The sequence below is a fragment of the Janthinobacterium algoris genome (assembly GCF_051380935.1).
Lineage (GTDB): Bacteria > Pseudomonadota > Gammaproteobacteria > Burkholderiales > Burkholderiaceae_D > Janthinobacterium.
The window spans coordinates 152,071-177,805 of sequence record NZ_JBNYXZ010000001.1 but is presented as its reverse complement, the minus strand read 5'-3'; the positions used below and the strand labels follow the sequence as shown (position 1 = coordinate 177,805).

Genomic DNA, 25,735 nt, shown 5'->3' with positions numbered 1-25,735 from the left:
GATTACTAACCTACCATTTGCAATCAAGGTGCCCATGGATAAATTGCGCAGCATGGAAATTTTTGTCTCCGTCGTCGACCAGGGCAGTTTTACGGCGACCGCCGACATCTTCCGCATCTCGCCCGTGATGGTGGGCAAGCACATCAAACAGCTGGAAGAACGGCTGGGCACGCGCTTGCTGGCGCGCACCACGCGCCGGCAAAGCCTGACGGAAATCGGCCAGCAATATGTGGAACAATGCCGGCAGATTCTGGCGCAGATCGCCGCAGCCGAAACGGGCGCGGAAGCCATGCGGGCCACACCGCGCGGCAAGCTGAAAATCACGGCGCCCGTGTCATTCGGCAGCGAACGCATCGCGCCGCTGCTGGCCGAGTATCTGACGGCCTACCCGGTCGTGAGCCTGGAGCTCAATTTGAATGACAGGATGGTCGACCTGGTGGAGGAAGGTTTTGATGCGGCCATCCGCATCGGCGCACTGCAGGATTCCGGCATGGTGGCGCGGCCCTTGCGGCACTACGCGATGGTCATCTGCGCCTCGCCCGGCTACCTGGCCAAGCACGGCACGCCGCGCACGCCGGACGACCTGGCGCAGCACGAGTGCGTGGATTTTATGCAATGGTCGCGCCACATGCGCTGGCGCTTGAGCGGTAAGGAAACGCGCCGCGACGGTGCTGCGACCGAGAGCCGCTTCCGCTCGAACAATGGCCAGGCGCTGCGCATGGCAGCCCTGCACGGCTTCGGCATCGTCATGCAGGCGGAAATTCTACTGGCCGACGATATCGCGGCGGGCCGTTTGGTGCCGCTGCTGGCTGACTACGTACCGGCGCCGCGCCTGATGCACCTGCTGTATCCGCGCGACCGCCAGCCCACGCCGAAGCTGACGACTTTCATCGATTTTCTGCTGGAACGCTACGGGCCGGCGGCGCCACCGCCGCCGGCCACGCTCACGTAACCGTCGTATCTAGTTCACCTCGTACTTAGGTTGGCCTTCGCCAGCTTCGCCAGCTCGCCGTCCGGTTGCCAGCCGGCACCTAAAGAGCGGGCCACGGCGACCGTTGCCAGCAAACGCTGGGTCTTGATCTGCGCGGCAGCGCGGTCCGCTGTCAGCGAGCTACGCTGGGCATCGGTGACGTCCAGGTAGGTCGAAATACCGCGCTCGTAGCGCGTGCGCGCCACCAGGTAGGCGCGCGCCGCCGCGGCCTGCGACAACGCCTGGGCGTCGCCCTGCAACTGGCGCTGCTCCACGTCGGACAAGGCGTCTTCCACTTCGCGCAAGGCCGTCAGCAGCTTGGTTTCGTGATTCGCCACGGCTTCCGCATAGCGCGCCTTGGACAGGTCCAGGTTAGCCTGGTTGCGGCCACCGTCGAAGATCGGCAGGGACAGGGCCAGCGGACCAACACTGAACTGGCGCGAACCGCCTTGCGCCAGGTCGCGCAGCTTTTCGGAGGCGTAACCGAAATTGCCCGTCAATTGCAGCGACGGGTAAAACGCGCCTTCGGCCACGCCCACTTGCGCGTTCGCCGCGCGCAGGCCCGCCACGCTGGAAACGAGGTCCGGGCGGTGCGCCAGCAGGCTGGCAGGCAGGCCGACGGGGATACTTGGCGGCAGCGGCAAGCTGGAAGGCTCGGCGGCCACCGGCAATTGCAGCGCCGACGGCGGCTTGCCCGTCAGGGTGGCCAGGCTGTTTTCCAGCTGATTGCGCTGGCGCTTGACTTCATGCAGGTCGGCCTGGGCGTTCGACAGTTCGACCTTCGCGCGCGCCAGGTCCAGCTCATTCGTCAGTCCCGCATTGAAACGCGCCTCGACCAGCTGCGCCGATTCGCGGCGCGTGCCCAACGCGCCATTCAAGATGGCCATTTCCGCGTCCAGCCCGCGCAGCTGCCAGTAATTGCTGGCCACTTGCGCCGACAGCATCAGCAGCACGCCGTCGCGGTCGGCCTTCGCCGCCAGTGCCTGCGAGTCAGCCGCTTCGACCATGCGTTTGACACGGCCCAGCAAGTCGATTTCGTACGACAGCGAACCGCCCACGGAGAAGTTATTGCCGCTGATAGAACGATTGCCCAGGGCCAGGCCCTGCGAGGTATTGGCCGAGGTGCGCGAGTTCGACATACCCGTGCTGACATTCACGCTCGGGCCCTGGTTGGCGCGCGCCGTACCGCTTTGCGCCAGCGCCTGCAGCAGGCGCTCGCCGGCCGCTTTCACTCCGGGATTGTCCTGCAGCGCACTGTGCTCGAGGCGGTCCAGGGTGGCGTCGCCATAGATGCTCCACCATTCTTTGGGCAGCTGCGCGGCATCCGCTGCGGCAGCGCCGTGGCGGAAAACGCCGCTGTCGATGCCGGCGACATTCGCCGGAGCGGTGAAATCCTGGCCCACGGTGCCGCAGGCGGAGAGCGCCACGGCAAGGGAAGCGGCCAACGCGATTTTCGTCAATACTGTTTGCATGATGTGTACCTTCTTGTTCTTGAGGTGCTGCACGTGCGGGCTGTGCGCGGTCAATGACCGCCGCCACCGCCACCGGGAGCTTTAAGTTTATCGGCCAGCCACAGGGGCACGATGCAGGCCAGCAGGATGGCGCCGATCAGGAAGAAGCCATCGTTGTAAGCCATCACATACGCTTCGCGGCGCACGATGCCGTCGATCGCCTGCAAGGCCTGGTTGCCTGCCGTGACGGCGTCATAGCCCTTGGCCATGAACGACGACGTCAGTTGCTCAATACGCAGCTGCGTGGCGCTGGAATACGCATTGATCGCTTCACCCAGGCGCTGCGAGTGGAAGTGCTCGCGGGTGCTCAGGGCGGTGGCCAGCAGGGCGATGCCGATCGAACCGCCCAGGTTGCGCGTCATGTTGAACAGGCTCGAAGCGGACGGCATGTCCTTCGGCGCGATGCCCTTCATGGCGAAGTTCGACAGGGTAAGCATGACGAAGGGCTGGCCCAGCGCGCGCACCACCTGCGACCACAGCAGTTGGTCATAGCCGGTGGACGCGTCCATGTAGGCATTCATCATGCACGAACCGCCAAACAGCAAGAGGCCGAATGAACACAGGATGCGGTTATCCACCACCGACGACAGCTTGGCGACGAAGGGCATGATGAACAACTGCGGCAAGCCCACCCACATGATGACTTCACCGATCTGCATCGGCGAATAACCGGCGATCTGGCCCAGGAACAGGGGCAGCAAAAAGGCGGAGCCATACAGGCCCATGCCCGTCACGGCCGACAGCACGGTGGCCACCAGAAAATTGCGCTGGCCGTACAAGGCCAGGTTGACGAACGGTTCGGCGCGCGTGGCGCTGGTGACGACCCAGCCCAGGATGCCCGTCAGGGCCAGCGCGGCAAAGGCGATGATGAAACCGGAGTCGAACCAGTCCTTCGAATTGCCCTCTTCCAGGAAGATGGTCAGGCAGCCCAGACCCAGGGCCATGAAGAAGATGCCCAGCCAGTCGGCTTTCCAGAACATCGCCAGCTTCATCGGCTCTTTGTCCAGGCCATAGATCATGCCGGCGATCAGCAGCACGCCCGGCACCCAGTTGATGTAGAAGATCGAAGGCCAGCCATACAGCTCGGAGAGATAGCCGCCCAGGGTCGGGCCCATGGCCGGCGCCAGGGTGGCCGTCAAACCGAAAATGGCCATGCCGACGGCGCGCTTCGACGGCGGCAGCTTGAGCATCACCAGAGTGAACGCCATCGGAATCAGCGCGCCTCCCGTAAAACCCTGCAGCATGCGGAAGACGATCATGCTTTCCAGGTTCCAGGCCGCCCCGCAAAGAGTGGAGAACAGCAGGAAGAAAGCGGTGGTGCCGATCATGTAGGTGCGCAGTCCGAACACGCGCGCCAGCAGCGCGGTGAGGGGAATGACGATGATTTCCGCCACCAGGTAAGCCGTGGAAATCCACGAGCCCTCTTCCTGGGTGGCCGACAGCGAGCCAAGGATATCCTTGAGCGAGGAGTTCGTGATTTGGATGTCGAGCACCGCCATGAAGGCGCCCAGCATGCCGGCGGCGACCGCCAGCCAGGTGCGCCCGGAGACTTTCTCATCGATCACGGGAAACGCCGGCGGCTTCGCCAGCGTGGTGGAGGGGCTGCTCATGGAAGCTTAGCGGGTGGTGGTCTGTGCGGCAGGAGCGGCTGGAGCGGCGGCGTGGCGCGGGGCCTTTTCCTGGGCCGGCTCAGGCTGGTTCACTTCCACTTCGGCGATCACCGACATGCCCGGCACCAATCGGCCATTCATGGCCTTGATATCTTCCGGCTGGAAGACGATTTTTACCGGCACGCGCTGGACGATCTTGGTGAAGTTGCCGGTCGCGTTATCGGCCGGCAGCAGCGCGAATTGCGCGCCCGAGGCAGGCGCGAAGCTGTCCACGGTACCCACCAGTTTCTTGCCCGGCATGGCATCGATCGTCACGTGCACGCTCTGGCCGCGATGCAGGTCGGCCAATTGGGTTTCCTTGAAGTTGGCGGTGACCCAGACATTGTCCTGCACGATGGCCGTCAATTGCTGGCCAGGCTGCACGCGCATGCCCGTTTCCACATTGCGCTTGCCGATGCGGCCGGCGACGGGGGCCAGGACGCGGTTGTATTGCAGTTGCTGTTCCGCGTCCTTCAATTGCACGCGCAGCACGGCCACCTGCGCTTTGGCCACGTCGCGCGCAGCTTGCGCCGCACCAATCTGCGCCTTGGCGGCGGAAGCGCTATCGCGGCGGGCGGCCAGGTCGGCCACGGCGCCGGAACGGGCCGCGTTGGCGGCGTCCAGTTCCGCTTTCGAGACGGCTTTCATCTGGCTCGTGTACAGCTGGCCATAACGCTCGGCATCCTGTTTCGCGCGCAGCAGTTGCGCATCAGCCTGCGCCACTTGCGCCAGGGCGGCACTGGCCTGCGCCTGCACTTGGGCGATTTGCGCGTCGGCTTGCAGCACTTGCTGTTCGGCGCTGGCAATCTGCGCGGCGATCTGCTCGGTTTTCACGCGCTGGTCGAACGGGTCGAGTTCGGCGATCACGTCGCCCTCTTTCACGATCTGATTGTCGTCGATGAAAACCTTGGTGACGACGCCGGAAATGCGCGCCGAGACGGGATGCACGTGGCCGGACACATAGGCGTTTTCCGTTTCCACAAAATAGTGGCTGCGGTACCACATGCGCGCGCCAGCGCCCAGCGCGACGAGAACAATCAGGCCGGCGATGATTTTCACGCGCTTATTCGGTGCTGCGGAGCTGGCGGAAGCGGAAGGTGCGGAAGGTGCGGCCGAGGCCGCGGGTGGGACGGCGCTCAGCACCTTGTGCTCTGCTTGGCCTGGCTGGTTGGACATACTCGCTCCGGAAATGAAATGATATAGGTTCATTATTGGACAAAGAAAAGCGCTTGTCAAGAAATGAAACGATTGCATTTCATTTTAATTTGCACTACAGTGTGAGCCATCACTTACCTTCCAACTTATAAAGAGACCCAGACCATGTCCGATCCCGGCCTCAGCGATACCTTGCCCACCGATATAGAATCCGATGCCGCCGCCCAGGAGCTTTCCTGCTGCGGCAAACCTGCCGGCCGCCCGCGCGCGGCCGACATGGAAGCGCGCATGGAAAACCTGCTGCACACGGCGGGCTGCCTGTTTCTGGAAAAAGGGTATGGAAAGGTGAGCCTGGAAATGATCGCCCGCGAAGCCCATGTGGCCGTGCGCACGATTTATGTGAAATTTGGCGGCAAGTCGGGCTTGTTCAATGCCGTGGTGGAACTGCGCCGCGCCGCCTATTTCTCGACCATGCCGGCGCTGGAAACCGATATGCGGCCCCTGCCCGCCATCCTGGGCGAGTTCGGCCTGCTGTTCGTGCAACTGGTCACCATGCCCGCTGCCATCCGCCTGAATCGCATGGTGGTGGCCGAAGCGGCCACCCACCCGGAACTGGCAGAAACGTTTTACAAGGTGGGACCGGGGCAGACGCGCGAGATGCTGACCAAGTTTTTCAGCCGTCCCGACATCGCGCCGCTGTTTCGCGCGGAGTTGACGCCCTCCATCCTGGCGCTACACCTGCTCAATTGCCTGCTGGGAGATCAGATGTCGCGCCTGCTGTTTCCACCGCAAGCCCAACCGGACGTGGCGCAATTGCGCGCCAAGGTAGCGCTCAGCCTGGACCTGTTCCTGCGCGGCACCTTGCGCCAGCCGCTCGCGGCCTGACGCAGGGCGGATTGACGGGGAAGTCAGCCAGGGCGGCTACAATCTTCCGGCACCGCCGCTGCGGCGTGTTCCTCGTTCAAGCCCAGCGCACGCAGGAAAGGCTGGGCCGCCGACGCGTCGCCAAGACTAAGTGAAGACTCACTTCCATCATGGCGTTGCGGGCCATAGCGCATCAAGTCGAACGAAGTTTCAAAGCGCTGCGCCAGGAAGTAGGTACGGAAGTAATCGAAGGAAAACGCCACCTGGCCATCGGCCAGCAGCAGCAAGCCATGCGCATACAGCGGTACTAGCCAGTCCCTTGCCGCCATGTTCCAGCCCTTCACGCCACAATAGTCGCTGGCAAAACGCTGCAGTTCGGCTTCGCCAAGGAACAGGGTCTTGCCTTCAAACATCACGAACGCCAGCTCGATCAGGAATTCACGCACATCGGCAGCCACCCCAGCGTCCTCACATTGCTGCGCGCCGGCCTTGCCCAGCAAGCCATCGAAATAGGCGCGTTCGCCTGCCAGCTGCGGCAGCAAGGTGGCAAACACATATTCGGCGTCCATCTGCCCCGTTTCCTGGCCATTCGGCGTGTACAGCACAGACAGGGCGAAGTTCTTGCTCACTTCGTCGAACTCGTGCAGGGAGACCTTCCACTGCGTGCCTGGCGCGTCGCCATCGGCCCCGCCCGCGCCGAACTCGAGCACGGAAAACGCCGCCATCTGGCCAGGCGCACCGTACAGGCTGCCGGGATTGCTCTTGAACAGGATGCCTAGCGACTTCATCAGCGAACTGGCGTCACCCGTATGCTGGTGGCCGTGGAACACGGCGTGGATATTCTTGTAGTGCGCGCGCTGCTCGGCACTGGCGTGCTCATCGGCGGAGAAAAAACTGAAGCCGGCATTACCCAGTGCCGCAGCCGCGACACCCTGCACGCGGCTGCCCGGCACCAGGTAGAAACGCGCACCGGGCAAGCTGGCCGCCTGGAGCAAGGGGCGCAGGAAATATTCGTAGACATACAGGGGCGTCGTGCCGGCACAGGCGTCCAGCGCCACCAGCTGGCCCGTGAAGAAAATCGCATCGATCTGATTGCCCGCCGCCAGAATATCAGCCACATCCTGGTACAAGGCATGCAGCATCACGGCTTGCTCTTGCTCATCAGCCCGACGCAAACGAACATCGGCAATATGAAGGGCGGTAAATTTTTTCATTGTTGCAAAACTTTCTCAGTACAGCGGAATTTGACCATATCCCACGCTGGCAACATTCCTGGAAAAATCACACGCTTCCGTTGAAGCAAAAGAAAAACATGGTGACAGACCTCCATTCTGCCACTTTTTCCACACGGCAATACTCACCAATTTTCACAAGACACCGCTGCGCCACGTTTTACTATGCCGCAGGTCAAGGGAAATAAAAAAACCGGGAACATGTCCCGGTTTTTTATACTGAAAGTTAACTCTTTATCAGCGCTTGCGCGGTGGCGGCAAGTCGGTGCACACGCCTTCGTACACTTCGGCCGCCATACCGATCGACTCGCCCAACGTCGGGTGCGGGTGGATGGTCTTGCCGATGTCGGTGCCGTCGCAGCCCATTTCAATGGCCAGTGCTATCTCGCCGATCATGTCGCCAGCATGCGTGCCGACGATGGTGCCGCCGATGATGCGATGCGTTTCCGCGTCGAACAGCAGCTTGGTGAAACCTTCGGCGCGGCCATTGGCCACGGCGCGGCCGGAAGCGGCCCAAGGGAAGTGGCCCTTCTCGACCTTGATGCCTTTGGCTTTCGCTTCGTCTTCCGTGATGCCGGCCCATGCCACTTCCGGGTCCGTGTAGGCGACAGATGGAATCACCTTGACGTCGAAGTGCGACTTCTGGCCGGCGGCAGCTTCCGCTGCCACGTGGGCTTCATGCACGGCCTTGTGCGCCAGCATCGGCTGGCCCACCAGGTCGCCGATGGCGAAGATGTTCGGCACATTGGTGCGCATCTGGCTGTCGACTTCGATGAAGCCGCGGTCCGTGACGCTCACGCCGGCCTTGTCGGCGGCCAGCTTCTTGCCGTTCGGGCTGCGGCCCACGGCGACGAGCACCAGGTCATAGATTTGCGGCACTGGCGCCGTGGCGCCCGCTTCAGCCGCTTCGAACGTGACCTTGATGCCTTCCGGCAACGCCTCGACGGCTACCGTCTTGGTCTTGGTCATGATGTTGTCGAAGCGCTTCTCGTTGAACTTTTGCCACACCTTGACGGCGTCGCGGTCGGCGCCCTGCATCAGGCCATCCATCATTTCAACCACGTCGATGCGCGCGCCGAAGGTGGAATAGACAGTCGCCATTTCCAGGCCGATGATACCGCCGCCGATGACCAGCATGCGTTTCGGGATCTGCCGCAATTCCAGCGCGCCCGTCGAATCGACGATGCGCGGGTCTTCCGGCACGAACGGCAGTTTCACCACGGACGAACCGGCGGCGATGATGGCTTGCTTGAACTGCACGACTTTTTTGGAGCCGTCACCTACCGTCACTTCGATGTGGTTCGCGGACAGAAACTGGCCCACGCCGGTGACCACTTGCGTCTTGCGCGCCTTGGCCATGCCGGCCAGGCCGCCCGTCATGTTCGAGATGACGCCTTCCTTGTACTTGCGTACCTGGTCGATGTCGATGCTCGGCTTGGCAAACGTCACGCCCGTGTTGGACATGTGCGCCGTTTCATCGATGACGGAAGCGACGTGCAGCAGCGCCTTCGACGGGATGCAGCCCACGTTCAGGCACACGCCGCCCAGGGTGGCGTAGCGCTCGACGATCACGGTGTTCAGGCCCAGATCGGCCGCGCGGAACGCCGCCGAATAACCGCCAGGACCGCCGCCCAGCACCATCATGTCAACATCGATGTCGACCTGGCCGCTGTAATTGCCGGCCGGGATGGCGGCGACAGGTGCCGCCGGTGCTGCAGCGACTGCGGCTACCGGAGCGGCCGCCGCAGGTGCTGGCACGGCAGTTGCCGCGCCTTCAGTCGCTTCCACCACCAGCAGCGCGCTGCCTTCGGCGATCTTGTCGCCAACCTTGACCTTGATTTCCTTGACGACGCCCGCGTGGGTCGAAGGAATCTCCATGCTGGCCTTGTCCGATTCGACCGTGATCAGCGACTGGTCCACCTTGATGGTGTCGCCCACCTTGACCATCAATTCGATGACTTCGACTTCCTTGAAATCGCCGATATTCGGTACTTTTACCTCTACTGTGCTCATCAATCGCTCCTTACAGCAGAATTTTGCGCATGTCGGCCAGGACTTCGCCGAGGTACACGGAGAATCGCGCGCCCATCGCGCCATCGACCACGCGGTGGTCGTAGGACAACGAGGTGCCCATCATCAAGCGTGGCTGGAAGGCCTTGCCATCCCATACCGGCTTGATCGAGGCTTTCGACAGACCCAGAATGGCCACTTCCGGCGCATTCACGATAGGCGTGAAGTGCGTGCCGCCGATGCCGCCCAGGGACGAAATCGTGAAGCTGGCGCCCTGCATGTCGGCCGGTTTCAGCTTGCCTTCGCGCGCCTGCAGCGACAGCTCCGTCATTTCGCGGGCGATTTGCGAGACCGACTTCTGGTCCGCACCCTTGATCACCGGTACCACCAGGCCATTCGGCGTGTCGGCGGCGAAGCCGATGTTGTAGTACTGCTTGAGGATCAGGTTTTCACCCTTGGCGTCGAGCGAAGCGTTAAACGCGGGGAATTTCTTCAGCGCGGCAACAGACGCCTTGATGACGAATGCCAGCATGGTCAGCTTGGCAGCATCCTTGTTCTTCGCATTGGCCGCGTTGGTGTCGACGCGGAACGCTTCCAAGTCCGTCACGTCCGCTTCGTCGAACTGCGTGACGTGCGGGATCATGACCCAGTTGCGGTGCAAATTCGGGCCCGAGATTTTCTTGATGCGCGACAGCGGCAGCAATTCGGTGGTGCCAAATTTGCTGAAGTCCAGCGACGGCCATGGCAGCAAGTCCAGGCCCACGCCGGAACCGGCCTTGGCGACAGGGGCCGCATTGGCAGCACCTGGTGCGGCAACGGCGCCCGACATCACGCCCTTGACGAAGTTCTGCACGTCTTCCTGGGTAATGCGGCCCTTCGGACCGGAACCGCCCACGCGGGTCAGGTCCACGCCCAATTCGCGCGCGAACTTGCGGATCGATGGCGACGCGTGCGCCAGCTTGCCATTTGCGGCAGGTGCGGCGGCAGGGGCAGCAGCGGCGACCGGTGCCGAAGCGACGGCGGCGCTTGGCGCGGCAGCGGCTTGCGCGGCCGGTGCAGGAGCGGCGGCAGGGGCAGCAACAGGAGCGGCAGCGCCACCGGTCGTTTCCACGACCAACACCAGCGAACCCTTGGCAACCTTGTCGCCAACCTTGACTTTCAATTCCTTGACGATACCGGCGTGGCTCGATGGAATTTCCATGCTGGCCTTGTCCGATTCAACTGTCAGCAGCGACTGGTCGACCTTGATCGCGTCGCCGACCTTGACCATCAGTTCGATGACTTCGACTTCCTTGAAGTCGCCGATATCGGGCACGGTCACTTCGACCAGACCGCCAGCGGCAGCGGGTGCGGCGGCAGGTGCCGGCACGGCAGCAGCGGGCGCGGCTTCAGCGGCAGGTGCTGCAGCCGGGGCGGCAGCGGCGGCAGGCGCAGGCGCCGAGGCGTCGTCCGCCACTTCCAGCAGCAGGACCAGCGAACCTTCGGCGATCTTGTCGCCCACGTTGACTTTCAATTCCTTGACGATACCGGCGTGGCTCGATGGAATTTCCATGCTGGCCTTGTCCGATTCGACCGTGATCAGGGACTGGTCGACCTTGACCGTGTCGCCTGGCTTGACCATCAGTTCAATGATCTCGACTTCCTTGAAATCGCCGATATCCGGGACTTTGACTTCCACAATGCTCATAGCTTGCTCCGTTATTTTATTTGTCAGATGGACCCGCACACACGCCAGGGCGGCACTTTCGCACCGCCCTGGCATCATCGGGTCCGCACAACGATTACTGGGTCACCGGATTCGGTTTGTTCGCGTCGATGCCATACTTGGCGATCGCCTGCTCCACCACCGACACGTCGATCTTGCCTTCGTCAGCCAGCGATTTGAGCGCGGCCACGGTGACATAATAACGGTTCACTTCGAAGAACTCGCGCAGCTTGGCGCGGCTGTCCGAGCGGCCAAAGCCATCGGTGCCCAGCACTTTATAAGTGCGGCCCTTCGGCATGAAGGCGCGGATCTGTTCTGCAAACGCGCGCATGTAGTCGGTCGTGGCGACGATCGGGCCGTCCGTGTCCTGCAACAGCGACGTCACGTACGGCACGCGCTGCTGTTTCGACGGGTTGACCATATTCCAGCGCTCGGCATCCTGGCCATCGCGGGCCACCAGAGTCAGCGACGGCGCCGACCACACGTCCGCAGCCACACCCCAGTCGTTGGCAAGCAATTCAGCGGCGAAGATCGATTCGCGCAGGATGGTGCCGCAGCCGATCAGTTGTACGCGCAGCTTGGCGTCAGCCTGGCCTTCCTGCAGCTTGTACATGCCTTTCAGGATGCCTTCTTCCTGGCCTGGCTTGATGCCTGGCTGGGCGTAGTTCTCGTTCATGATCGTGATGTAGTAGAACACATCTTCCTGGTTGGCGATCATGCGGCGCAGGCCGTCCTGGATGATGACGGCGACTTCATGGCTGAAGGTCGGGTCGTACGGCATGCAGGTCGGGATGGTCGCGGCGAAGATATGGCTGTGGCCATCTTCGTGCTGCAAGCCTTCGCCGTTCAGGGTCGTACGGCCAGCCGTGCCGCCCATCAGGAAGCCACGGGCGCGCATGTCGGCCGAAGCCCATACCTGGTCGCCGATGCGCTGGAAGCCGAACATCGAGTAGAAGGTGTAGAACGGGATCATGATGCGGTCGTTGGTCGAATACGACGTCGCCGCGGCGATCCAGGAGCTCATGCCGCCCGCTTCGTTGATGCCCTCTTGCAGGATCTGGCCAGCCTTGTCTTCACGGTAGTACATGACCTGGTCTTTGTCGACCGGTTCGTACAACTGGCCTTTCGGATTGTAGATGCCGATCTGGCGGAACAGGCCTTCCATGCCGAAGGTACGCGATTCATCGACCAGGATAGGCACCACGCGCTGGCCGAGGTTCGGGTCTTTCAGCAGAGTCGAAATGACGCGCACGAACGCTTGCGTGGTCGAGATTTCACGGCCTTCAGGCGTGGCTTCCAGCACGTTCTTGAACGCATCCAGGCCAGGCACAGGCAAGGTTTCTTCCGACTTCTGGCGGCGCTGCGGCAAGTAACCACCCAGGGCCTTGCGGCGCTCGTGCAGGTAGACCATTTCCGGCGCGTCGTCTGCAGGCTTGAAGAACGGGATGTCGGCCAGCTTGTCGTCAGGGATAGGCAGCGAGAAGCGGTCGCGCATTTCACGAATCGCTTCGTCATCCAGTTTTTTCGTCTGGTGCGCCGTGTTGCGCGCTTCGCCCGACTTGCCCATGCCGTAGCCCTTGATGGTTTTCACCAGCAGGACGGTCGGTTGGCCCTTGTGTTCCTGGGCAATCTTGAAGGCCGCGTAGATCTTGTGCGGATCGTGGCCGCCACGGGTCAGGCGCCAGATGTCGTCGTCGGTCATGTTGGCAACCATTTCCAGCAACTTCGGATGCTTGCCGAAGAAGTGCTTGCGCACGTAGGCGCCATCCTTGGCCTTGTAGTTCTGGTACTCGCCGTCGACGGTTTCCATCATCACGCGCTGCAGGATGCCTTCCTTGTCTTGCGCCAGCAGCGCGTCCCAGCCCGGACCCCAGATGACTTTGACGACATTCCAGCCAGCGCCACGGAATTCGCCTTCCAGTTCCTGGATGATCTTAGTGTTGCCGCGCACCGGGCCGTCCAGGCGCTGCAGGTTGCAGTTGACCACGATGACCAGGTTGTCGAGCATGTCGCGCGCGGCCAGGCCGATCGCGCCCAGGGACTCCGGCTCGTCCATCTCGCCGTCGCCGCAGAAAGCCCATACCTTGCGGTTGTCGGTCTTGGCGATGCCGCGTGCGTGCAGGTATTTCAGGAAACGCGCCTGGTAGATCGCCATGTGCGGACCCAGGCCCATCGACACGGTCGGGAACTGCCAGAAGTCAGGCATCAATTTAGGATGGGGGTACGAGGACAGGCCCTTGCCATCGACTTCCTTGCGGAAGTTCAGCATTTGCTCTTCCGTCAAACGGCCTTCGAGGAAGGCGCGCGCGTAGACGCCGGGCGAAGAGTGGCCCTGGATGTACAGCAGGTCGCCGCCGTGGTCGGCCGTTGGCGCGTGCCAGAAATGATTAAAACCGATGCCCAGCATATTCGCCAGCGAGGCAAACGAAGACAAGTGGCCGCCCAGGTCGCCGTCGGCGCGGTTGGCCTTGACCACCATGGCCATGGCGTTCCAGCGCATCCACGAGCGCAGGCGCTCTTCGTATTCCAGGTTGCCGGGACAGTGTGCTTCTTGTTTGGTGGGGATGGTATTGACGTAGGCGGTGGTGCTGGAGAACGGGATCTGGGCGCCACGGCGGCGAGCCAGGTCGACCATGCGCTCCATCAGGTAATGCGCGCGTTCCGGACCTTCATTTTCCAGCACGGCTTCAAGCGCGTCCAGCCACTCCTTGGTTTCCTGCATATCCGGGTCGGTGCCGATCTGTGTCGTTACCTGGTTCAGTTGAGCTGACATCTGTTGAGTCTCCTTTGTGAACGCCCCACCCCGATTTTCCGGATCGCTGTCGGACGGTATTTCGCTGATTATTTACTATTAAGTCGGTTTAGTGTGGGGATTCTAACAGCGTATTTAGTATTTTTCAAATTACGATATAGCATTTCGCATTGTGAAAACACTCTATGAAGTTTATGCTGCACTGCCGCAAATTCTGCCCGGAAACTATGATGTGCGCACCAGCAAAACGAATTAACACCCCGGTCGCCCGCACAGGCATACCGGGCCAAGCGGGCCTGAAAAATGTCGAGGGCAAGGCGCGGCGACGCAGACAGTACGCCAGTACGGCAAGGAGCTGCAACGCCGCCATCGGCATTTTCTCAGGCCCGCGTCTCTGGCCCGCTTTTTAACATAACGGCTTGGCGCCAAAACCGCCCCTTTGCGCCGCCCGGCTTTATAATCTGTCTTTTCCCTCCCACACAGCCTCCCTACTATGCCAGCACAACTGATCGACGGAATCGCCCTCTCCCAAAAACTGCGCAGCGAGATCGCCACCCGCGCCGCCGCCCTCACGGCCAAGGGCACCCGGCCCGGTTTGGCCGTGATCCTCGTCGGCGAAGACCCGGCCAGCCAGGTGTATGTCCGCAACAAGGTCAAGGCGTGCGGCGACGTGGGTTTTCACTCGGTGCTGGAGAAATATGCAGCGGACCTGCCGGAAGCGGACTTGCTGGCACGCATCGCCAGCCTGAACGCCGACCCGGCCATCCACGGCATCCTCGTGCAAATGCCCTTGCCCAAGCACATCAACCCGCACAAGGTCATCGAAGCCATCGCCACGACGAAAGACGTGGATGGCTATTCCGTCCTGAGCGCCGGCGAACTGATGACGGGCTTGCCCGGCTTCCGTCCCTGCACGCCGTACGGCTGCATGAAACTGATCGAAAGCACGGGCGTGGACTTGCGCGGCAAGCACGCCGTTGTCATCGGCCGCAGCAACACCGTCGGCAAGCCGATGGCACTGCTGCTCTTGCAAGCGAACGCTACCGTCACCATCTGTCATAGTGCGACACCGGATTTGGGCTTGTACACGCGCCAGGCGGACGTGGTCGTGGCCGCCGTCGGCCGCCGCAACACCTTGACGGCCGACATGGTCAAGCCGGGCGCCATTGTCATCGACGTGGGCATGAACCGCGACGATGACGGCAAGCTGTGCGGTGACGTGGATTTTGCCGGAGTGAAAGACGTCGCCTCCCACATCACGCCCGTGCCCGGTGGCGTGGGTCCGATGACCATCACGATGTTATTGATGAATACGGTCGAAGCCGCAGAACGTATTTAAAAGAGGAGCACCTGAGAAAATGCCCCTGGCGACGTTGCAGTGCCTCGCCGTACTATTCGTACTGTCTTCGGCACCGCGCCTTGCCAGGAACGTTTTTCAGGCGCTCTAGTATGCAGGCGGCGTTGCCGCCTGAAGATATAAAGACAGAATGGACGAACCGACGATGAATACCAATCCCCTGCTTGATTTTTCCGGACTGCCACGCTTCGACGCAATTACGCACGAGCATGTCACGCCTGCCATCGACACCCTTTTGGCCCAGGCGCGCGCCACGGTGGCGCGGCTGGAAGCGCCCATGCAAGAAGTAAGCTGGGAAAACTTCGTCGCGCCGCAGGACCAGATCGCCGAAACCCTGGGCCGCGCCTGGAGCATCGTCAACCATCTCAATAGCGTGATCGATACGCCGGAACTGCGCGCCGCCTACAATGCCAACCAACCCAAGGTGACGGAATTCTTGACCGAGCTGGGCCAGAACGAAATCCTCTTCGGCAAATACAAGCAATTGCAAGCCCGCGCCGATTTCGCCAGCCTGTCGCCGGCGCGCCGCCGCATCGTCGACAATGCCGTGCGCGACTTCCGCCTGGGCGGCGCCGAGTTGCCCGAGGACAAGAAAGAGCGCTTTGGCGCCATCCAGGAAGAACACGCGGCCGTCTCCACGCGCTTTTCCGAAAACGTGCTAGATGCCACCAATGACTACAAGTTGCTGGTCGAAAACGAAGCCGAGCTGGCCGGTCTGCCCGACGATGTAAAGGCCGCTGCGCGCGCCGCCGCCGAGAAGGCTGGCAAAGCGGGCTATGAATTTTCGCTGCACTTCCCGTCCTATTACCCGATCCTGCAATTTGCCGACAATCGCGCGCTGCGCGAAACCGTCTACCGCGCCAACGCCACCAAGGCCTCCGACCAGGGAGCGGTCTTCAGCAAGAAAGACGAGTGGGACAATACGCACAACATCGTTACCCTGTTGCAACTGCGCGACGAGGAAGCCAAGCTGCTCGGCTACGGCAATTTCGCCGAAGTGTCGCTGGTCTCCAAAATGGCCACCTCGCCCGCGCAAGTCATTGCTTTCCTGGAAGACCTGGCCAAACGCGCGCGCCCGTTCGCCGAGAAGGACCTGGCAGAACTGAAACAATTCTCCCGGGAAGAACTGGGCATCGCCGAGCTGCAAGCCTGGGACGTGCCGTACGCCTCCGAAAAGCTGCAGGAACGCCGCTATGCGTTTTCGGCCCAGGAAGTGAAGCAATATTTCCCTGAGCATAAGGTGATCGATGGCTTGTTCCGCCAGATCCAGAACTTGTTTGCGGTCGAGATCAAGCTGGATACGGCACCCGTCTGGCACCCTGACGTGCGCTTTTACCGCATCGAACGCGAGGGCAAGCTGGTCGGCCAGTTCTATCTGGACCTGTATGCGCGCGCGGGCAAGAGCGGCGGCGCCTGGATGGACGACGCGCGCGGCCGCCGCGCCGATGCGCAACACGTGCAAACGCCGATCGCCTACCTGACCTGCAATTTCACGCAACCGGCCGTGGTCGACGGCAAGGTTCAGCCGGCGCTGTTTACCCACGACGAAGTCATCACCCTGTTCCACGAATTCGGCCACGGCCTGCACCATATGTTGACAGCCGTCGACGAACTGGGCGTGTCGGGCATTGCCGGCGTCGAATGGGATGCAGTGGAACTGCCATCGCAATTCATGGAAAACTTCTGCTGGGAATGGGAAGTACTTGAGCACATGACGGCGCATGCCATCACGGGCGAGCCGCTGCCGCGCGCGCTGTACGACAAGATGCTGGCGGCCAAAAATTTCCAGTCCGGCTTGCAAACCCTGCGTCAGGTGGAATTTTCCTTGCTCGACATGCATTTGCACTATGACTACGATGCCAGCACGGGCCAGAGCGTGCAGCAGCTGATCGACGGCGTACGCGCCAAGTTCGCGCTGCTCATCCCGCCCCCGTTCAACCGCTTCCAGAATGCCTTCGGGCATATTTTCTCCGGCGGCTACGCGGCCGGCTACTACAGCTACAAATGGGCCGAGGTGTTGTCCGCCGATGCCTATGCGGCGTTTGAAGAGGCAAAGGCGCTGGGGCCGGCCGCTACCACGGCAGCGGGCAAGCGCTACCTGCAGGAAATCCTGTCCGTCGGCGGCTCGCGCCCCGCGCTGGAGTCGTTTACGGCCTTCCGTGGCCGCGAGCCGTCCATCGACGCCCTGCTGCGCCATAGCGGCATGGCAGCCTGAGCCCCGCCATGAGCCGCGTCGATTTTCACAGCAACGTGCCGGACAAGCTGGCGTATGCCTGCCGCCTGGCGCGCAAGGCGTATATGGCGGGCAACAAGGTCGTCGTGCTGACGGCTGACAGCGCCCAGCTCGACGCCTTGAACAGCGCCATGTGGACCATTTCCGCCACGAATTTCCTGCCGCACGTGTTGGCCGGCGACCCGCTGGCGGCGCAAACGCCCATCATCCTGACCGATGACGAAACGGCGGAGGTGCCGCACCACGACATCCTCGTCAACCTGTCGCAGTTGCCGCCCGCCAACTACGCGCAGTTCCAGCGCGTCTTCGAGATCGTCTCCATGGAGGAGCAAGATGCGCAGGCGGGCCGCCAGCGCTTCCTGCACTACCGCCAGCAAGACGTGCAACCGACGCACTTTGTGGCGGGCAACTCAGCGGGCAAACCATGAGCCAGCAGCCATTCGACCAGGGCATCCCGCTGCTGACGGAGGTGCTGCTGGGGCCGGAAGTGGCTCCCATCATGGCAGTCGAGCCTGCTGTCGAGGCAACGCCGGCGTTGCCGCCAACGGTGGCGCAGCCCGACTGGGACGCCATCGAACAGCGGCTGACGCAGCGCATCCTGCACCAGGTGCAAGGCAAGATCGACCATCTGCTGGAAGAGCGCATCTCCCATATCTTACAGACGGCCCTGCAAAACGCCCTGATCGGCATGCGCGGCGCCCTGCGCGAAGATTTGCAGCAGTCGCTGGAACAGATCGTGGCCCACGCGGTCAGCCATGAACTGGGACATTTGCAGTGACACCTGTCAAAACCTACTGCGCGTCGGTTTAGGCGGCCTGCGATGCTCACCGTACTAAAGTACGGTTGCGCTTCTTAGCCACCTCTCCCTTCCGCTCGCTACGGTTTTGTCAGGTGTTGTCAGTTTCAGGACCTTTGAAGTCCGACTTCTCCTACACCTGTATTCTCTACAACGCCATTCTTTGGTGCGCTCGCGCCTGCGAAATCGGTGCATCGCGCCTTACTTTGGTGATTGTTGCGACAAAATGTAAAAAGCCCGAAATGCGGCTTTGCGCCGCCTGTTTTTTGTTGTACCTTTCTTCACACGTACCGCCTGTCGTAGCGGTTTTCACGAGACGCCGCCGTATCTTTATCCATTGGAGAATGTTTATGCTGCTCAAGACCAAAGTCCTTCCTCTCGCCCTCGCCCTCGCTTTTGCCGGCCATGCGGGAGCGCAGGAAATCATCAAGATAGGCCACGTCGCCCCGGTCTCTGGCGCCAGCTCCCACCTGGGCAAGGATAACGAGAACGCGGCCAAGATGGCGATCGAAGACTTGAACGCCAAAGGCTTCAAGATCGACGGCAAAGCCGTGAAATTCGTGCTGGTGCCCGAAGATGACGCGGCCGATCCCAAGCAGGGCACGGCCGTGGCGCAAAAGCTGGTCGACGCCAAGGTCAACGGCGTGGTCGGCCACCTGAACTCGGGCACGACGATTCCCGCCTCGCGCATTTACTTCAATGCCGGCATTCCGCAGATTTCGCCGGCCGCCACCAACCCGACATATACCCAGCAGAAGTTCAACACGGCCTTCCGCGTGGTGGCCAATGACAACAAGCTGGGGGGCACTTTGGGCGCGTATGCCGTGGGCAAGCTGCAAGCGAAGAAAATCGCCGTCATCGATGACCGCACGGCGTACGGCCAGGGCGTGGCGGAACAGTTCGTCAAGGGGGCCAAGAAGGCTGCGCCAGGCGTGCAAATCGTCGGCAAGGAATTTACCAATGCCAACGCCACCGACTTCAATGCCATCCTGACCAGCATCAAGTCGAAAAATCCCGACCTGATCTTCTTTGGCGGCATGGATTCCGTGGGCGGCCCCATGCTGCGTCAGATGAAGGCGCTGGGCATCAAGGCCAAGTTCATGGGCGGCGATGGCTTGTGCACGGAACCGCTGGGCAAGCTGGCGGGCGACGCCGTGGGTGAAGACATGGTCACCTGCGCGGAAGCGGGCGGCGTGACGGGCGCACAGCAAAAAGGCATGGACGATTTCCGCGCCCGCTACAAGCAGAAATACAATATGGAAGTGCAGCTGTACGCGCCCTACGTCTACGACGCCGTGATGACCATGGCCACCGCCATGGCCAACGCGAAATCGTCGAAACCATCCGTCTACCTGCCGTTCCTGGCGAAGGTGCAGTACCAGGGCGTGACGGGGCCGATCTCGTTCGACGCCAATGGCGACATCAAGGATGGCGCGCTGACCTTGTTCACCTACCGGGATGGCAAGAAAACCAAGATGGAAGTGATCAAGTAAGCGGCTGCTCAGCCACGTAAGCCTTCGACCAACGCGTCGAAGGTGGCGCGGCAGCGCAGGCTGCCCGCTGCAGGGCCGGTCCGATATCGCCCACCTTGCGCGCCACCAGTTACTTCTGGCGCGCGCGCAGCATCCCTGGAAGGTATGGGCAACTTGCGGGCGCAGCAAAAAAAACGCGCCGGGTTTGCCGGCGCGTTGATTGCAGGTACTGCGGCACAGATTATTTCTGTGCCAGTACCCATTTGACCAGGGTGCGGGCTTCCGCATCGCTCACTTGCGGATTGGCTGGCATCGGGATCGCGCCCCAGGTGCCGGAACCGCCCTTCATGACTTTCGCCACGAGCTTGGCTTCCGCGTCTTTTTGGCCGGCATACTTCGCCGCCACGTCTTTATACGCAGGACCCACCAGTTTCGTGCTCACCGCGTGGCAAGCCATGCAGTTTTTTGCTTTCGCCAGATCCGGATTGGCCAACGCTGCTTGCGATGCCAGAGCCGATACGGTCAATACACTCACCAACATAAAACGTTTCATTGTCTTTTCTCCAAAGTTACTTCCTGCGGCATTTTACTGTGTTTCCGCAGATGCACCACGAGCCCAGATCAAGCGTTTCAATGTAGTAACGCAATGTAGTAACGATTAGGCATTCATATTCTGCCCCATCTGCGCGCGCATGACCATGTTGTTTGTAAGGCGATGTAACGACATGCGGCCCCGCATCGTCAAACGGGGCCGGCCGTCGCACTTATGCAACAAATCAGCGTTTCTGCTTCTTCAGCTGGGAGAGATCACGCACGGCGCCCCGGTCAGCCGACGTCGTCAGGGCCGCATACGCCTGCAGCGCCTGCGACACGTAGCGCTCGCGGTTGACGGGCAGCCAGGCGCAATCGCCCTTCGCTTCCATGGCGACGCGGCGCGCGGCCAGCTGCGCATCCGTCACGCGCAGCTTGATGCTGCGCTCGGGGATATCGATGTCGATGAAGTCGCCCTCTTCCACCAGGCCGATGGCCCCCCCTTCGGCCGCTTCCGGCGACGCGTGGCCGATCACCAGACCCGAAGAACCGCCCGAGAAGCGCCCGTCCGTGAACAGCGCGCACGCCTTGCCCAGGCCCTTCGACTTGATGTACGACGTCGGATACAGCATTTCCTGCATGCCGGGGCCGCCTTTCGGACCTTCATAGCGGATGATGACGACGTCGCCTTCATGCACCGTATCAGCCAAAATCGCTTCAACAGCGGTATCCTGGCTTTCAAACACGCGCGCCTTGCCCGAGAATTTCAAAATGCTTTCATCGACGCCCGCCGTCTTGACGATGCAACCCTTTTCGGCCAGGTTGCCGTACAAGACGGCCAGGCCGCCATCCTGCGAATAGGCGTGGGCCTTGTCGCGGATGCAGCCCGTGCTGCGGTCCATGTCGACGGCAGCGAAGCGCTCCGATTGCGAGAACGCCGTCTGCGTCGGCACGCCGCCAGGTGCGGCGCGGAACAGTTCATGCACGGCAGGGTTGTCGGTGCACATGATGTCGTTTTGCGCGATGGCGTCGGCCAGGGTAGGCGCGTGGATGGTCGGCAGGGTCGTATTGAGCAGGCCGGCACGCGCCAGTTCGCCCAAAATCCCCATGATGCCGCCCGCGCGGTGCACGTCTTCGATGTGGTATTTGTCCGTCATCGGCGCCACCTTGCACAGGCACGGTACCTTGCGCGAAATGCGGTCGATGTCGGCCATGGTGAATTCCACTTCCGCCTCATGCGCGGCGGCCAGCAAGTGCAGCACAGTATTCGTCGAGCCGCCCATGGAGACGTCGAGCGCCATGGCATTCTCGAACGCGGCCTTGGTGGCGATGGAACGTGGCAGCACCGAGTAATCGTCCTGCTCGTAGTGGCGCTTGGCCAGTTCGACGATCAATCGGCCCGCGCGCAGGAACAACTGCTGGCGGTCCGAGTGCGTAGCCAGGACGGTGCCGTTGCCAGGCAGGGCCAGACCCAGCGCCTCGGTCAGGCAATTCATCGAGTTGGCCGTAAACATGCCGGAGCAGGAACCGCAGGTAGGACAGGCCGAACGCTCGATTTCCGCCACGTCGGCGTCGGACACGCTGCTGTCGCCCGCCTTGATCATGGCGTCGACCAGGTCCAGCTTGATGATCTTCTGCGTGCCGTTGACAACCTTGATGACCTTACCCGCTTCCATCGGCCCGCCGGAAATAAACACGACGGGGATATTGATGCGCATGGCGGCCATCAGCATGCCCGGCGTGATCTTGTCGCAGTTCGAAATGCAGACCATGGCGTCGGCGCAGTGGGCGTTGACCATGTATTCGACGGAGTCTGCGATGAGGTCGCGCGAGGGCAGCGAATACAGCATGCCGCCGTGGCCCATGGCGATGCCGTCATCGACGGCGATGGTGTTGAATTCCTTGGCCACGCCGCCGGCCGCCTCGATTTCGCGCGCCACCATCTGTCCCAGGTCTTTCAAATGCACGTGACCTGGCACGAACTGCGTGAACGAGTTGACGACGGCGATGATCGGTTTGTCGAAGTCGCCGTCCTTCATGCCGGTGGCGCGCCACAGGGCGCGGGCGCCAGCCATGTTGCGGCCGTGGGTGGTGGTGCGGGAGCGGTATTGCGGCATGATGGGGACCTTCCGAGAAATGAATAATGCCTGAAGCACGGATTTCAACAAAACCCTGCATGCAGTGGGGGTACGCCAGATTGCCTTGCGCGCGCGCCACTGTCAAATATATGATACACGTGTCTGTGAGTCGATTTATATATCACAGCAATCAAACCGCATGGAAATACATATGAAACGTCCAGCATGAACCTTGAGCTGCGCCAGCTGCGCTACTTTGTCACCGTCGCCGAAGAATTGCACTTCGGCCGCGCCGCCGCGCGCCTGCACATGACGCAACCGCCCCTGTCGCAAACCATCATGGCCCTGGAAGAGTTGCTGGGCGCGCCCCTGTTCGTGCGCACGCGCCGCGAGGTGCAACTCACGCCGGCAGGCAGCGCCCTGCTGCCCGAGGCACGCCGGCTGCTGGCGCAGGCGCTCGATCTGCCCGCGCTGGTACAAAGGGCCGCGCAGGGCGAGGCGGGGCGTTTGAGCCTGGCGTTTGTCTCCTCGGCCGACTACAGCGTGCTGCCGCCATTGCTGCGCGCTTATCAGACAGCCTATCCGCAAGTGCAGATCCAGTTGCAGGAAGCCACCTCCGACCTGCAACTGGACGAATTGCTGGCCGGGCGCACGGATGCGGGCCTGTTGATCCCGCCCCTGCCCGAGAAGGCGAAAGGGGCGCTCGATTACCTGCCCGTGCTGGCCGAACCGCTGGTGCTGGCCGCGCCGTCCGGCCTCGACATCTTGAACACGCCGGGACCCGTGCGCCTGCGCGACCTGCCACCCCTGCCTTTGATCATCTTCCCGCGCGCGATATCGCCCGCCCTGCACGACGCGATACTGGGCGTGTTCCGCGCTGCCGGCATCACGCCACAGATCGGCCAGGAAGCGATCCAGATGCAAACCATCGTCAGCCTCGTCTCGGCTGGCATGGGTATCGCGCTTGTGCCACAATCGGTATCGAATCTGATGCGCCCGGGCGTAGAATACAGGCCGCTGCAGGACGCCACGCCGCTGGTGGAAACGGGCCTGGCCTGGCGCCGCGACAATCCGTCCGCCGTGCTGCAGGGTTTCCTGGCGCTGTTGCGCAAGCAGATCGGCGCCACCACCCCTTAAATTAAGTGGCCGCTAAGGCAAAAAACCGCCGGCGCCGCCATACTACGCAACCTTAGCTTTAAACAAAGAAAGAAACCCCATGCTGAACCACCCGATGCCCGACCCGATAGCTATCCAGATCGGCCCGCTCGCCGTGCACTGGTACGGCCTGATGTATGTGCTGGCCTTCGCCCTGTTCATTATCCTGGGCCGCGTGCGCATCAAGCAGCCGCATATCGCCGTGCTGGGCTGGAAGAAGGAAGACCTTGATGACATGCTGTTCTACGGCATGCTGGGCGTGGTGATCGGCGGGCGCCTGGGCGAAGTGCTGTTCTACCGCCCCGCATACTTCCTGCACAATCCGCTGGAAATCTTCATGGTCTGGCATGGCGGCATGTCCTTCCATGGCGGCTTCCTCGGCGTCATCCTGGCCATGTATCTGTGGAGCCGCAAGGCGGGCCGCAACCTGTTCGACGTGCTCGACTTCATCGCTCCGCTGGTGCCGCTCGGTTATGCCGCCGGCCGCCTGGGCAACTTCATCAATGCCGAACTGCCGGGCCGCATTGCGCCGGAAACGCTGCCGTGGGCCATGCAGTGGCCGGGAATTCCGTATCCCGTGCACCCGTCGCCCCTCTACCAGATGCTGATCGACGGCATTCTCGTGTTCATCATCCTGTGGCTGTATGCGCGCAAGCAACGTCCGCGCATGGCCGTCGGTGCCATGTTTACCCTGCTGTACGGCTGCGCGCGTTTCTTCACGGAATACTTCCGCACGCCGGACTGGGAAGTAGTGTGGCTGGGCGTGCCGATCACCTCGGGCCAGATGCTGTCGCTGCCGATGATCGTCGGCGCCATTGCGCTGCTGGTGTGGGCGCACAAAAGCCAGGTAATGGGGACGCCGCCCACCAAGGCCCGCCCGGCGGACGCCTGATCGGCCTCCCTATGCCTGCAAGCTGTTGGTGATCACGGTCCATTGCGCCGGCGTCACGGGCGTGATGGACAAACGGCTGCCCTTCTTCAACAGCAGCATGTCTTCCAGTTCCGGCATCTGGCGCATCTCGGACAGAGGCAGCAACGCCGTCTTTTTCACGCCCCGCACGTCGACGCTGATCCAGCGCGGCTGCTCAGGCGTGGCCTTGGCATCGAAATATTTGCCACCTTCTTCAAACTGGCTGTGATCGGGATACGCGCCGCTGGCCACTTCGGCCACGCCCGCCACGCCAGGCTGCGCGCAGCTGGAGTGATAAAACAGCACGCCATCGCCCGGCCGCATGCCATCGCGCATGAAGTTGCGCGCCTGGTAGTTACGCACGCCGAACCAGGGCATGGTGTGCTGCGGCGCCGCCATCAAGTCGTCGATGCTCACTTCATCGGGTTCGGATTTCATCAGCCAATATTGTTTCATCTAGACTCCGTGTGAAAGCGGCAGACGTAAAAAAACGGTTGCGCATGATGCGGCAACCGTTTTCAGTTGTACTTACAAATGCAATGCAAATTGGGCCCCGCCTGTGCCGCTATGCCGGCATCCCGAACCAAACGGTTCAAGGTGGTCACGTTAGTTCAATTTCGGGTTCGTCGAACGAGCGACGCTCACTCCCATCAAACAAAATTCGCAACCGATGCGCATAAATGGTTCAAGGAATATATGGCAATCGCGAACACCGCAGGGTAGACCCAAGTTTACTCCTTTGATCGCGCATCGCAAAGAAAAATCGTAGCGTACGCGCTTAAAAAAGATTTTCCTGGGGCGTCAGCGCGCTATCCAATACTGTGTGCATGGCCGAGATTTTCTGTTTCACTTCGAGTATCGTCAATTCCGACAGCGGACCTTGTGGCGACTTCACGGAGAGGAATTCTGCAGCCACGCCCAAGGCGGCCAGCACGGCGATGCGGTCATTGCCCTTGACCTTGCCCGCGTCGCGGATGGCTTTCATTTTGCTATCGAGATAGATCGCCGCTTCGCGCAGCGCGCGCTCTTCGCCGTCGCGGCACACCATGCTATAGGACTGGCCCATGATATTGACATCGACACGCGGCATTACGCTTCCTTCTCGTTCTCGGCAATGTAGGCGCCCGCTTCCGAAGCAGCTTGCTCCAGGCCAGCTTGCACCAGTTCGGGAATTTTTTCCAGCAACGCTTCCACCCGCTCCTGCGCCTCGCGCATGCGTTGCACATACTGCGCGTTGTCGGCGGCCAGCGCGGCATTGTCCTTGCGCAATTGCGCGTTTTCACGGCGCAGCGCATGGGTCATTTCGGCCAGCAGGCCTATTTTGTCGGATAATTCGTTGAATTCGGAAATCATCC

General features: G+C 61.7%; 21 protein-coding genes and 1 other RNA gene. 9 read left to right on the top strand and 13 right to left on the bottom strand.

Features of this window, described 5'->3' with window-relative positions; all coding sequences use genetic code 11:
* Positions 1 to 34 precede the first annotated feature (34 nt).
* Positions 35 to 952, top strand: a complete 918-nt coding sequence (locus ACQ4W7_RS00770) for a LysR family transcriptional regulator (protein WP_436527795.1) — start codon at positions 35 to 37, stop codon at positions 950 to 952.
* Between the two features lie 14 nt (positions 953 to 966).
* Here the strand turns inward: ACQ4W7_RS00770 and ACQ4W7_RS00765 are convergent, their stop codons facing one another.
* Genes ACQ4W7_RS00765 through ACQ4W7_RS00755 form a run of 3 tightly spaced genes read right to left on the bottom strand, consistent with a single transcriptional unit; the run spans position 967 to position 5,306 of the window.
* Entirely contained in the window at positions 967 to 2,442 is a 1,476-nt protein-coding gene (locus tag ACQ4W7_RS00765; protein ID WP_436527793.1) for an efflux transporter outer membrane subunit, read from the bottom strand.
* A gap of 50 nt (positions 2,443 to 2,492) precedes the next feature.
* The gene (locus tag ACQ4W7_RS00760) at positions 2,493 to 4,091 is read right to left on the bottom strand and encodes a DHA2 family efflux MFS transporter permease subunit (protein ID WP_436527791.1); all 1,599 of its coding nucleotides are present in this window, start codon (positions 4,089 to 4,091) and stop codon (positions 2,493 to 2,495) included.
* 6 nt (positions 4,092 to 4,097) lie between these two features.
* On the bottom strand, positions 4,098 to 5,306 hold the full coding sequence (locus ACQ4W7_RS00755; RefSeq protein WP_436527789.1) for an HlyD family secretion protein: 1,209 nt from the start codon (positions 5,304 to 5,306) through the stop codon (positions 4,098 to 4,100).
* A gap of 144 nt (positions 5,307 to 5,450) precedes the next feature.
* Here ACQ4W7_RS00755 and ACQ4W7_RS00750 point away from each other — a divergent pair, with 144 nt between their 5' ends.
* A complete protein-coding gene (locus ACQ4W7_RS00750; protein ID WP_436527787.1) occupies positions 5,451 to 6,170 on the top strand; it encodes a TetR/AcrR family transcriptional regulator in 720 nt (239 codons plus the stop codon).
* Between the two features lie 23 nt (positions 6,171 to 6,193).
* On the opposite strand, the gene ACQ4W7_RS00745 is transcribed toward ACQ4W7_RS00750, so the two are convergent.
* The 4 genes from ACQ4W7_RS00745 to aceE all read right to left on the bottom strand — a co-directional run bounded on the left by ACQ4W7_RS00745 (position 6,194) and on the right by aceE (position 13,869).
* Entirely contained in the window at positions 6,194 to 7,363 is a 1,170-nt protein-coding gene (locus ACQ4W7_RS00745) for a hypothetical protein (protein WP_436527785.1), read from the bottom strand.
* 255 nt (positions 7,364 to 7,618) lie between these two features.
* Positions 7,619 to 9,394, bottom strand: a complete 1,776-nt coding sequence (lpdA, locus tag ACQ4W7_RS00740) for a dihydrolipoyl dehydrogenase (RefSeq protein ID WP_436527783.1) — start codon at positions 9,392 to 9,394, stop codon at positions 7,619 to 7,621.
* A 10-nt stretch (positions 9,395 to 9,404) separates the two neighbouring features.
* On the bottom strand, positions 9,405 to 11,078 hold the full coding sequence (gene aceF / locus ACQ4W7_RS00735) for a dihydrolipoyllysine-residue acetyltransferase (RefSeq protein WP_436527781.1): 1,674 nt from the start codon (positions 11,076 to 11,078) through the stop codon (positions 9,405 to 9,407).
* 94 nt (positions 11,079 to 11,172) lie between these two features.
* A complete protein-coding gene (gene aceE, locus ACQ4W7_RS00730) occupies positions 11,173 to 13,869 on the bottom strand; it encodes a pyruvate dehydrogenase (acetyl-transferring), homodimeric type (RefSeq protein WP_426071519.1) in 2,697 nt (898 codons plus the stop codon).
* A gap of 472 nt (positions 13,870 to 14,341) precedes the next feature.
* Between aceE and folD the strand changes: the two genes are divergently transcribed.
* The 5 genes from folD to ACQ4W7_RS00705 all read left to right on the top strand — a co-directional run bounded on the left by folD (position 14,342) and on the right by ACQ4W7_RS00705 (position 19,727).
* Complete coding sequence (gene folD, locus ACQ4W7_RS00725) at positions 14,342 to 15,187, top strand: bifunctional methylenetetrahydrofolate dehydrogenase/methenyltetrahydrofolate cyclohydrolase FolD (RefSeq protein WP_426071518.1); 846 nt, start codon at positions 14,342 to 14,344, stop codon at positions 15,185 to 15,187.
* A gap of 163 nt (positions 15,188 to 15,350) precedes the next feature.
* Positions 15,351 to 17,420 carry a M3 family metallopeptidase gene (locus tag ACQ4W7_RS00720; RefSeq protein WP_436527778.1) on the top strand — a complete coding sequence of 690 codons (2,070 nt, stop codon included), beginning with the start codon at positions 15,351 to 15,353 and terminating at the stop codon, positions 17,418 to 17,420.
* Positions 17,421 to 17,428: 8 nt separating this feature from the next.
* Complete coding sequence (locus ACQ4W7_RS00715) at positions 17,429 to 17,866, top strand: DNA polymerase III subunit chi (protein WP_436527776.1); 438 nt, start codon at positions 17,429 to 17,431, stop codon at positions 17,864 to 17,866.
* Positions 17,863 to 18,216 (top strand): DUF2486 family protein, encoded by a 354-nt coding sequence (locus ACQ4W7_RS00710; protein ID WP_426071515.1) that lies wholly within the window; start codon positions 17,863 to 17,865, stop codon positions 18,214 to 18,216. Before ACQ4W7_RS00715 ends, ACQ4W7_RS00710 begins: the two co-directional genes overlap by 4 nt.
* Positions 18,217 to 18,584: 368 nt before the next feature.
* Entirely contained in the window at positions 18,585 to 19,727 is a 1,143-nt protein-coding gene (locus ACQ4W7_RS00705) for a branched-chain amino acid ABC transporter substrate-binding protein (RefSeq protein ID WP_436527774.1), read from the top strand.
* Between the two features lie 220 nt (positions 19,728 to 19,947).
* Here the strand turns inward: ACQ4W7_RS00705 and ACQ4W7_RS00700 are convergent, their stop codons facing one another.
* Both ACQ4W7_RS00700 and ilvD read right to left on the bottom strand, forming a co-directional pair.
* Positions 19,948 to 20,259, bottom strand: coding sequence for a c-type cytochrome (locus ACQ4W7_RS00700; RefSeq protein WP_099762392.1), 312 nt, complete (start codon positions 20,257 to 20,259; stop codon positions 19,948 to 19,950).
* 223 nt (positions 20,260 to 20,482) lie between these two features.
* On the bottom strand, positions 20,483 to 22,354 hold the full coding sequence (ilvD, locus tag ACQ4W7_RS00695; protein WP_426071513.1) for a dihydroxy-acid dehydratase: 1,872 nt from the start codon (positions 22,352 to 22,354) through the stop codon (positions 20,483 to 20,485).
* A 186-nt stretch (positions 22,355 to 22,540) separates the two neighbouring features.
* On the opposite strand from ilvD, the gene ACQ4W7_RS00690 reads away from it, so the two are divergent.
* Together ACQ4W7_RS00690 and lgt are read left to right on the top strand one after the other, a co-directional pair.
* Complete coding sequence (locus tag ACQ4W7_RS00690; RefSeq protein WP_426071512.1) at positions 22,541 to 23,452, top strand: LysR family transcriptional regulator; 912 nt, start codon at positions 22,541 to 22,543, stop codon at positions 23,450 to 23,452.
* A gap of 79 nt (positions 23,453 to 23,531) precedes the next feature.
* On the top strand, positions 23,532 to 24,362 hold the full coding sequence (gene lgt / locus ACQ4W7_RS00685) for a prolipoprotein diacylglyceryl transferase (protein ID WP_436527771.1): 831 nt from the start codon (positions 23,532 to 23,534) through the stop codon (positions 24,360 to 24,362).
* A gap of 9 nt (positions 24,363 to 24,371) precedes the next feature.
* Here the strand turns inward: lgt and ACQ4W7_RS00680 are convergent, their stop codons facing one another.
* From ACQ4W7_RS00680 to ACQ4W7_RS00665, 4 genes are all read right to left on the bottom strand, one after another.
* The gene (locus tag ACQ4W7_RS00680) at positions 24,372 to 24,836 is read right to left on the bottom strand and encodes an EVE domain-containing protein (protein ID WP_436527769.1); all 465 of its coding nucleotides are present in this window, start codon (positions 24,834 to 24,836) and stop codon (positions 24,372 to 24,374) included.
* 90 nt (positions 24,837 to 24,926) lie between these two features.
* Positions 24,927 to 25,104, bottom strand: a non-coding RNA gene (gene ssrS / locus ACQ4W7_RS00675) — 6S RNA.
* A gap of 54 nt (positions 25,105 to 25,158) precedes the next feature.
* Positions 25,159 to 25,470, bottom strand: coding sequence for a cell division protein ZapA (locus ACQ4W7_RS00670; RefSeq protein ID WP_034747344.1), 312 nt, complete (start codon positions 25,468 to 25,470; stop codon positions 25,159 to 25,161).
* On the bottom strand, positions 25,470 to 25,733 hold the full coding sequence (locus ACQ4W7_RS00665; RefSeq protein ID WP_099378049.1) for a DUF904 domain-containing protein: 264 nt from the start codon (positions 25,731 to 25,733) through the stop codon (positions 25,470 to 25,472). The genes ACQ4W7_RS00670 and ACQ4W7_RS00665 overlap by 1 nt, the downstream gene beginning before the upstream one ends.
* Positions 25,734 to 25,735 lie beyond the last annotated feature (2 nt).

What these genes read in the sequence shown, in the direction of transcription:
- ACQ4W7_RS00770 (WP_436527795.1), top strand. Translation starts at nt 35, where the DNA reads ATGGATAAATTGCGCAGCATGGAAATTTTTGTCTCCGTCGTCGACCAG.
- ACQ4W7_RS00765 (WP_436527793.1), bottom strand. Translation starts at nt 2,442, where the DNA reads ATGCAAACAGTATTGACGAAAATCGCGTTGGCCGCTTCCCTTGCCGTG.
- ACQ4W7_RS00760 (WP_436527791.1), bottom strand. Translation starts at nt 4,091, where the DNA reads ATGAGCAGCCCCTCCACCACGCTGGCGAAGCCGCCGGCGTTTCCCGTG.
- ACQ4W7_RS00755 (WP_436527789.1), bottom strand. Translation starts at nt 5,306, where the DNA reads ATGTCCAACCAGCCAGGCCAAGCAGAGCACAAGGTGCTGAGCGCCGTC.
- ACQ4W7_RS00750 (WP_436527787.1), top strand. Translation starts at nt 5,451, where the DNA reads ATGTCCGATCCCGGCCTCAGCGATACCTTGCCCACCGATATAGAATCC.
- ACQ4W7_RS00745 (WP_436527785.1), bottom strand. Translation starts at nt 7,363, where the DNA reads ATGAAAAAATTTACCGCCCTTCATATTGCCGATGTTCGTTTGCGTCGG.
- lpdA (WP_436527783.1), bottom strand. Translation starts at nt 9,394, where the DNA reads ATGAGCACAGTAGAGGTAAAAGTACCGAATATCGGCGATTTCAAGGAA.
- aceF (WP_436527781.1), bottom strand. Translation starts at nt 11,078, where the DNA reads ATGAGCATTGTGGAAGTCAAAGTCCCGGATATCGGCGATTTCAAGGAA.
- aceE (WP_426071519.1), bottom strand. Translation starts at nt 13,869, where the DNA reads ATGTCAGCTCAACTGAACCAGGTAACGACACAGATCGGCACCGACCCG.
- folD (WP_426071518.1), top strand. Translation starts at nt 14,342, where the DNA reads ATGCCAGCACAACTGATCGACGGAATCGCCCTCTCCCAAAAACTGCGC.
- ACQ4W7_RS00720 (WP_436527778.1), top strand. Translation starts at nt 15,351, where the DNA reads ATGAATACCAATCCCCTGCTTGATTTTTCCGGACTGCCACGCTTCGAC.
- ACQ4W7_RS00715 (WP_436527776.1), top strand. Translation starts at nt 17,429, where the DNA reads ATGAGCCGCGTCGATTTTCACAGCAACGTGCCGGACAAGCTGGCGTAT.
- ACQ4W7_RS00710 (WP_426071515.1), top strand. Translation starts at nt 17,863, where the DNA reads ATGAGCCAGCAGCCATTCGACCAGGGCATCCCGCTGCTGACGGAGGTG.
- ACQ4W7_RS00705 (WP_436527774.1), top strand. Translation starts at nt 18,585, where the DNA reads ATGCTGCTCAAGACCAAAGTCCTTCCTCTCGCCCTCGCCCTCGCTTTT.
- ACQ4W7_RS00700 (WP_099762392.1), bottom strand. Translation starts at nt 20,259, where the DNA reads ATGAAACGTTTTATGTTGGTGAGTGTATTGACCGTATCGGCTCTGGCA.
- ilvD (WP_426071513.1), bottom strand. Translation starts at nt 22,354, where the DNA reads ATGCCGCAATACCGCTCCCGCACCACCACCCACGGCCGCAACATGGCT.
- ACQ4W7_RS00690 (WP_426071512.1), top strand. Translation starts at nt 22,541, where the DNA reads ATGAACCTTGAGCTGCGCCAGCTGCGCTACTTTGTCACCGTCGCCGAA.
- lgt (WP_436527771.1), top strand. Translation starts at nt 23,532, where the DNA reads ATGCTGAACCACCCGATGCCCGACCCGATAGCTATCCAGATCGGCCCG.
- ACQ4W7_RS00680 (WP_436527769.1), bottom strand. Translation starts at nt 24,836, where the DNA reads ATGAAACAATATTGGCTGATGAAATCCGAACCCGATGAAGTGAGCATC.
- ACQ4W7_RS00670 (WP_034747344.1), bottom strand. Translation starts at nt 25,470, where the DNA reads ATGCCGCGTGTCGATGTCAATATCATGGGCCAGTCCTATAGCATGGTG.
- ACQ4W7_RS00665 (WP_099378049.1), bottom strand. Translation starts at nt 25,733, where the DNA reads ATGATTTCCGAATTCAACGAATTATCCGACAAAATAGGCCTGCTGGCC.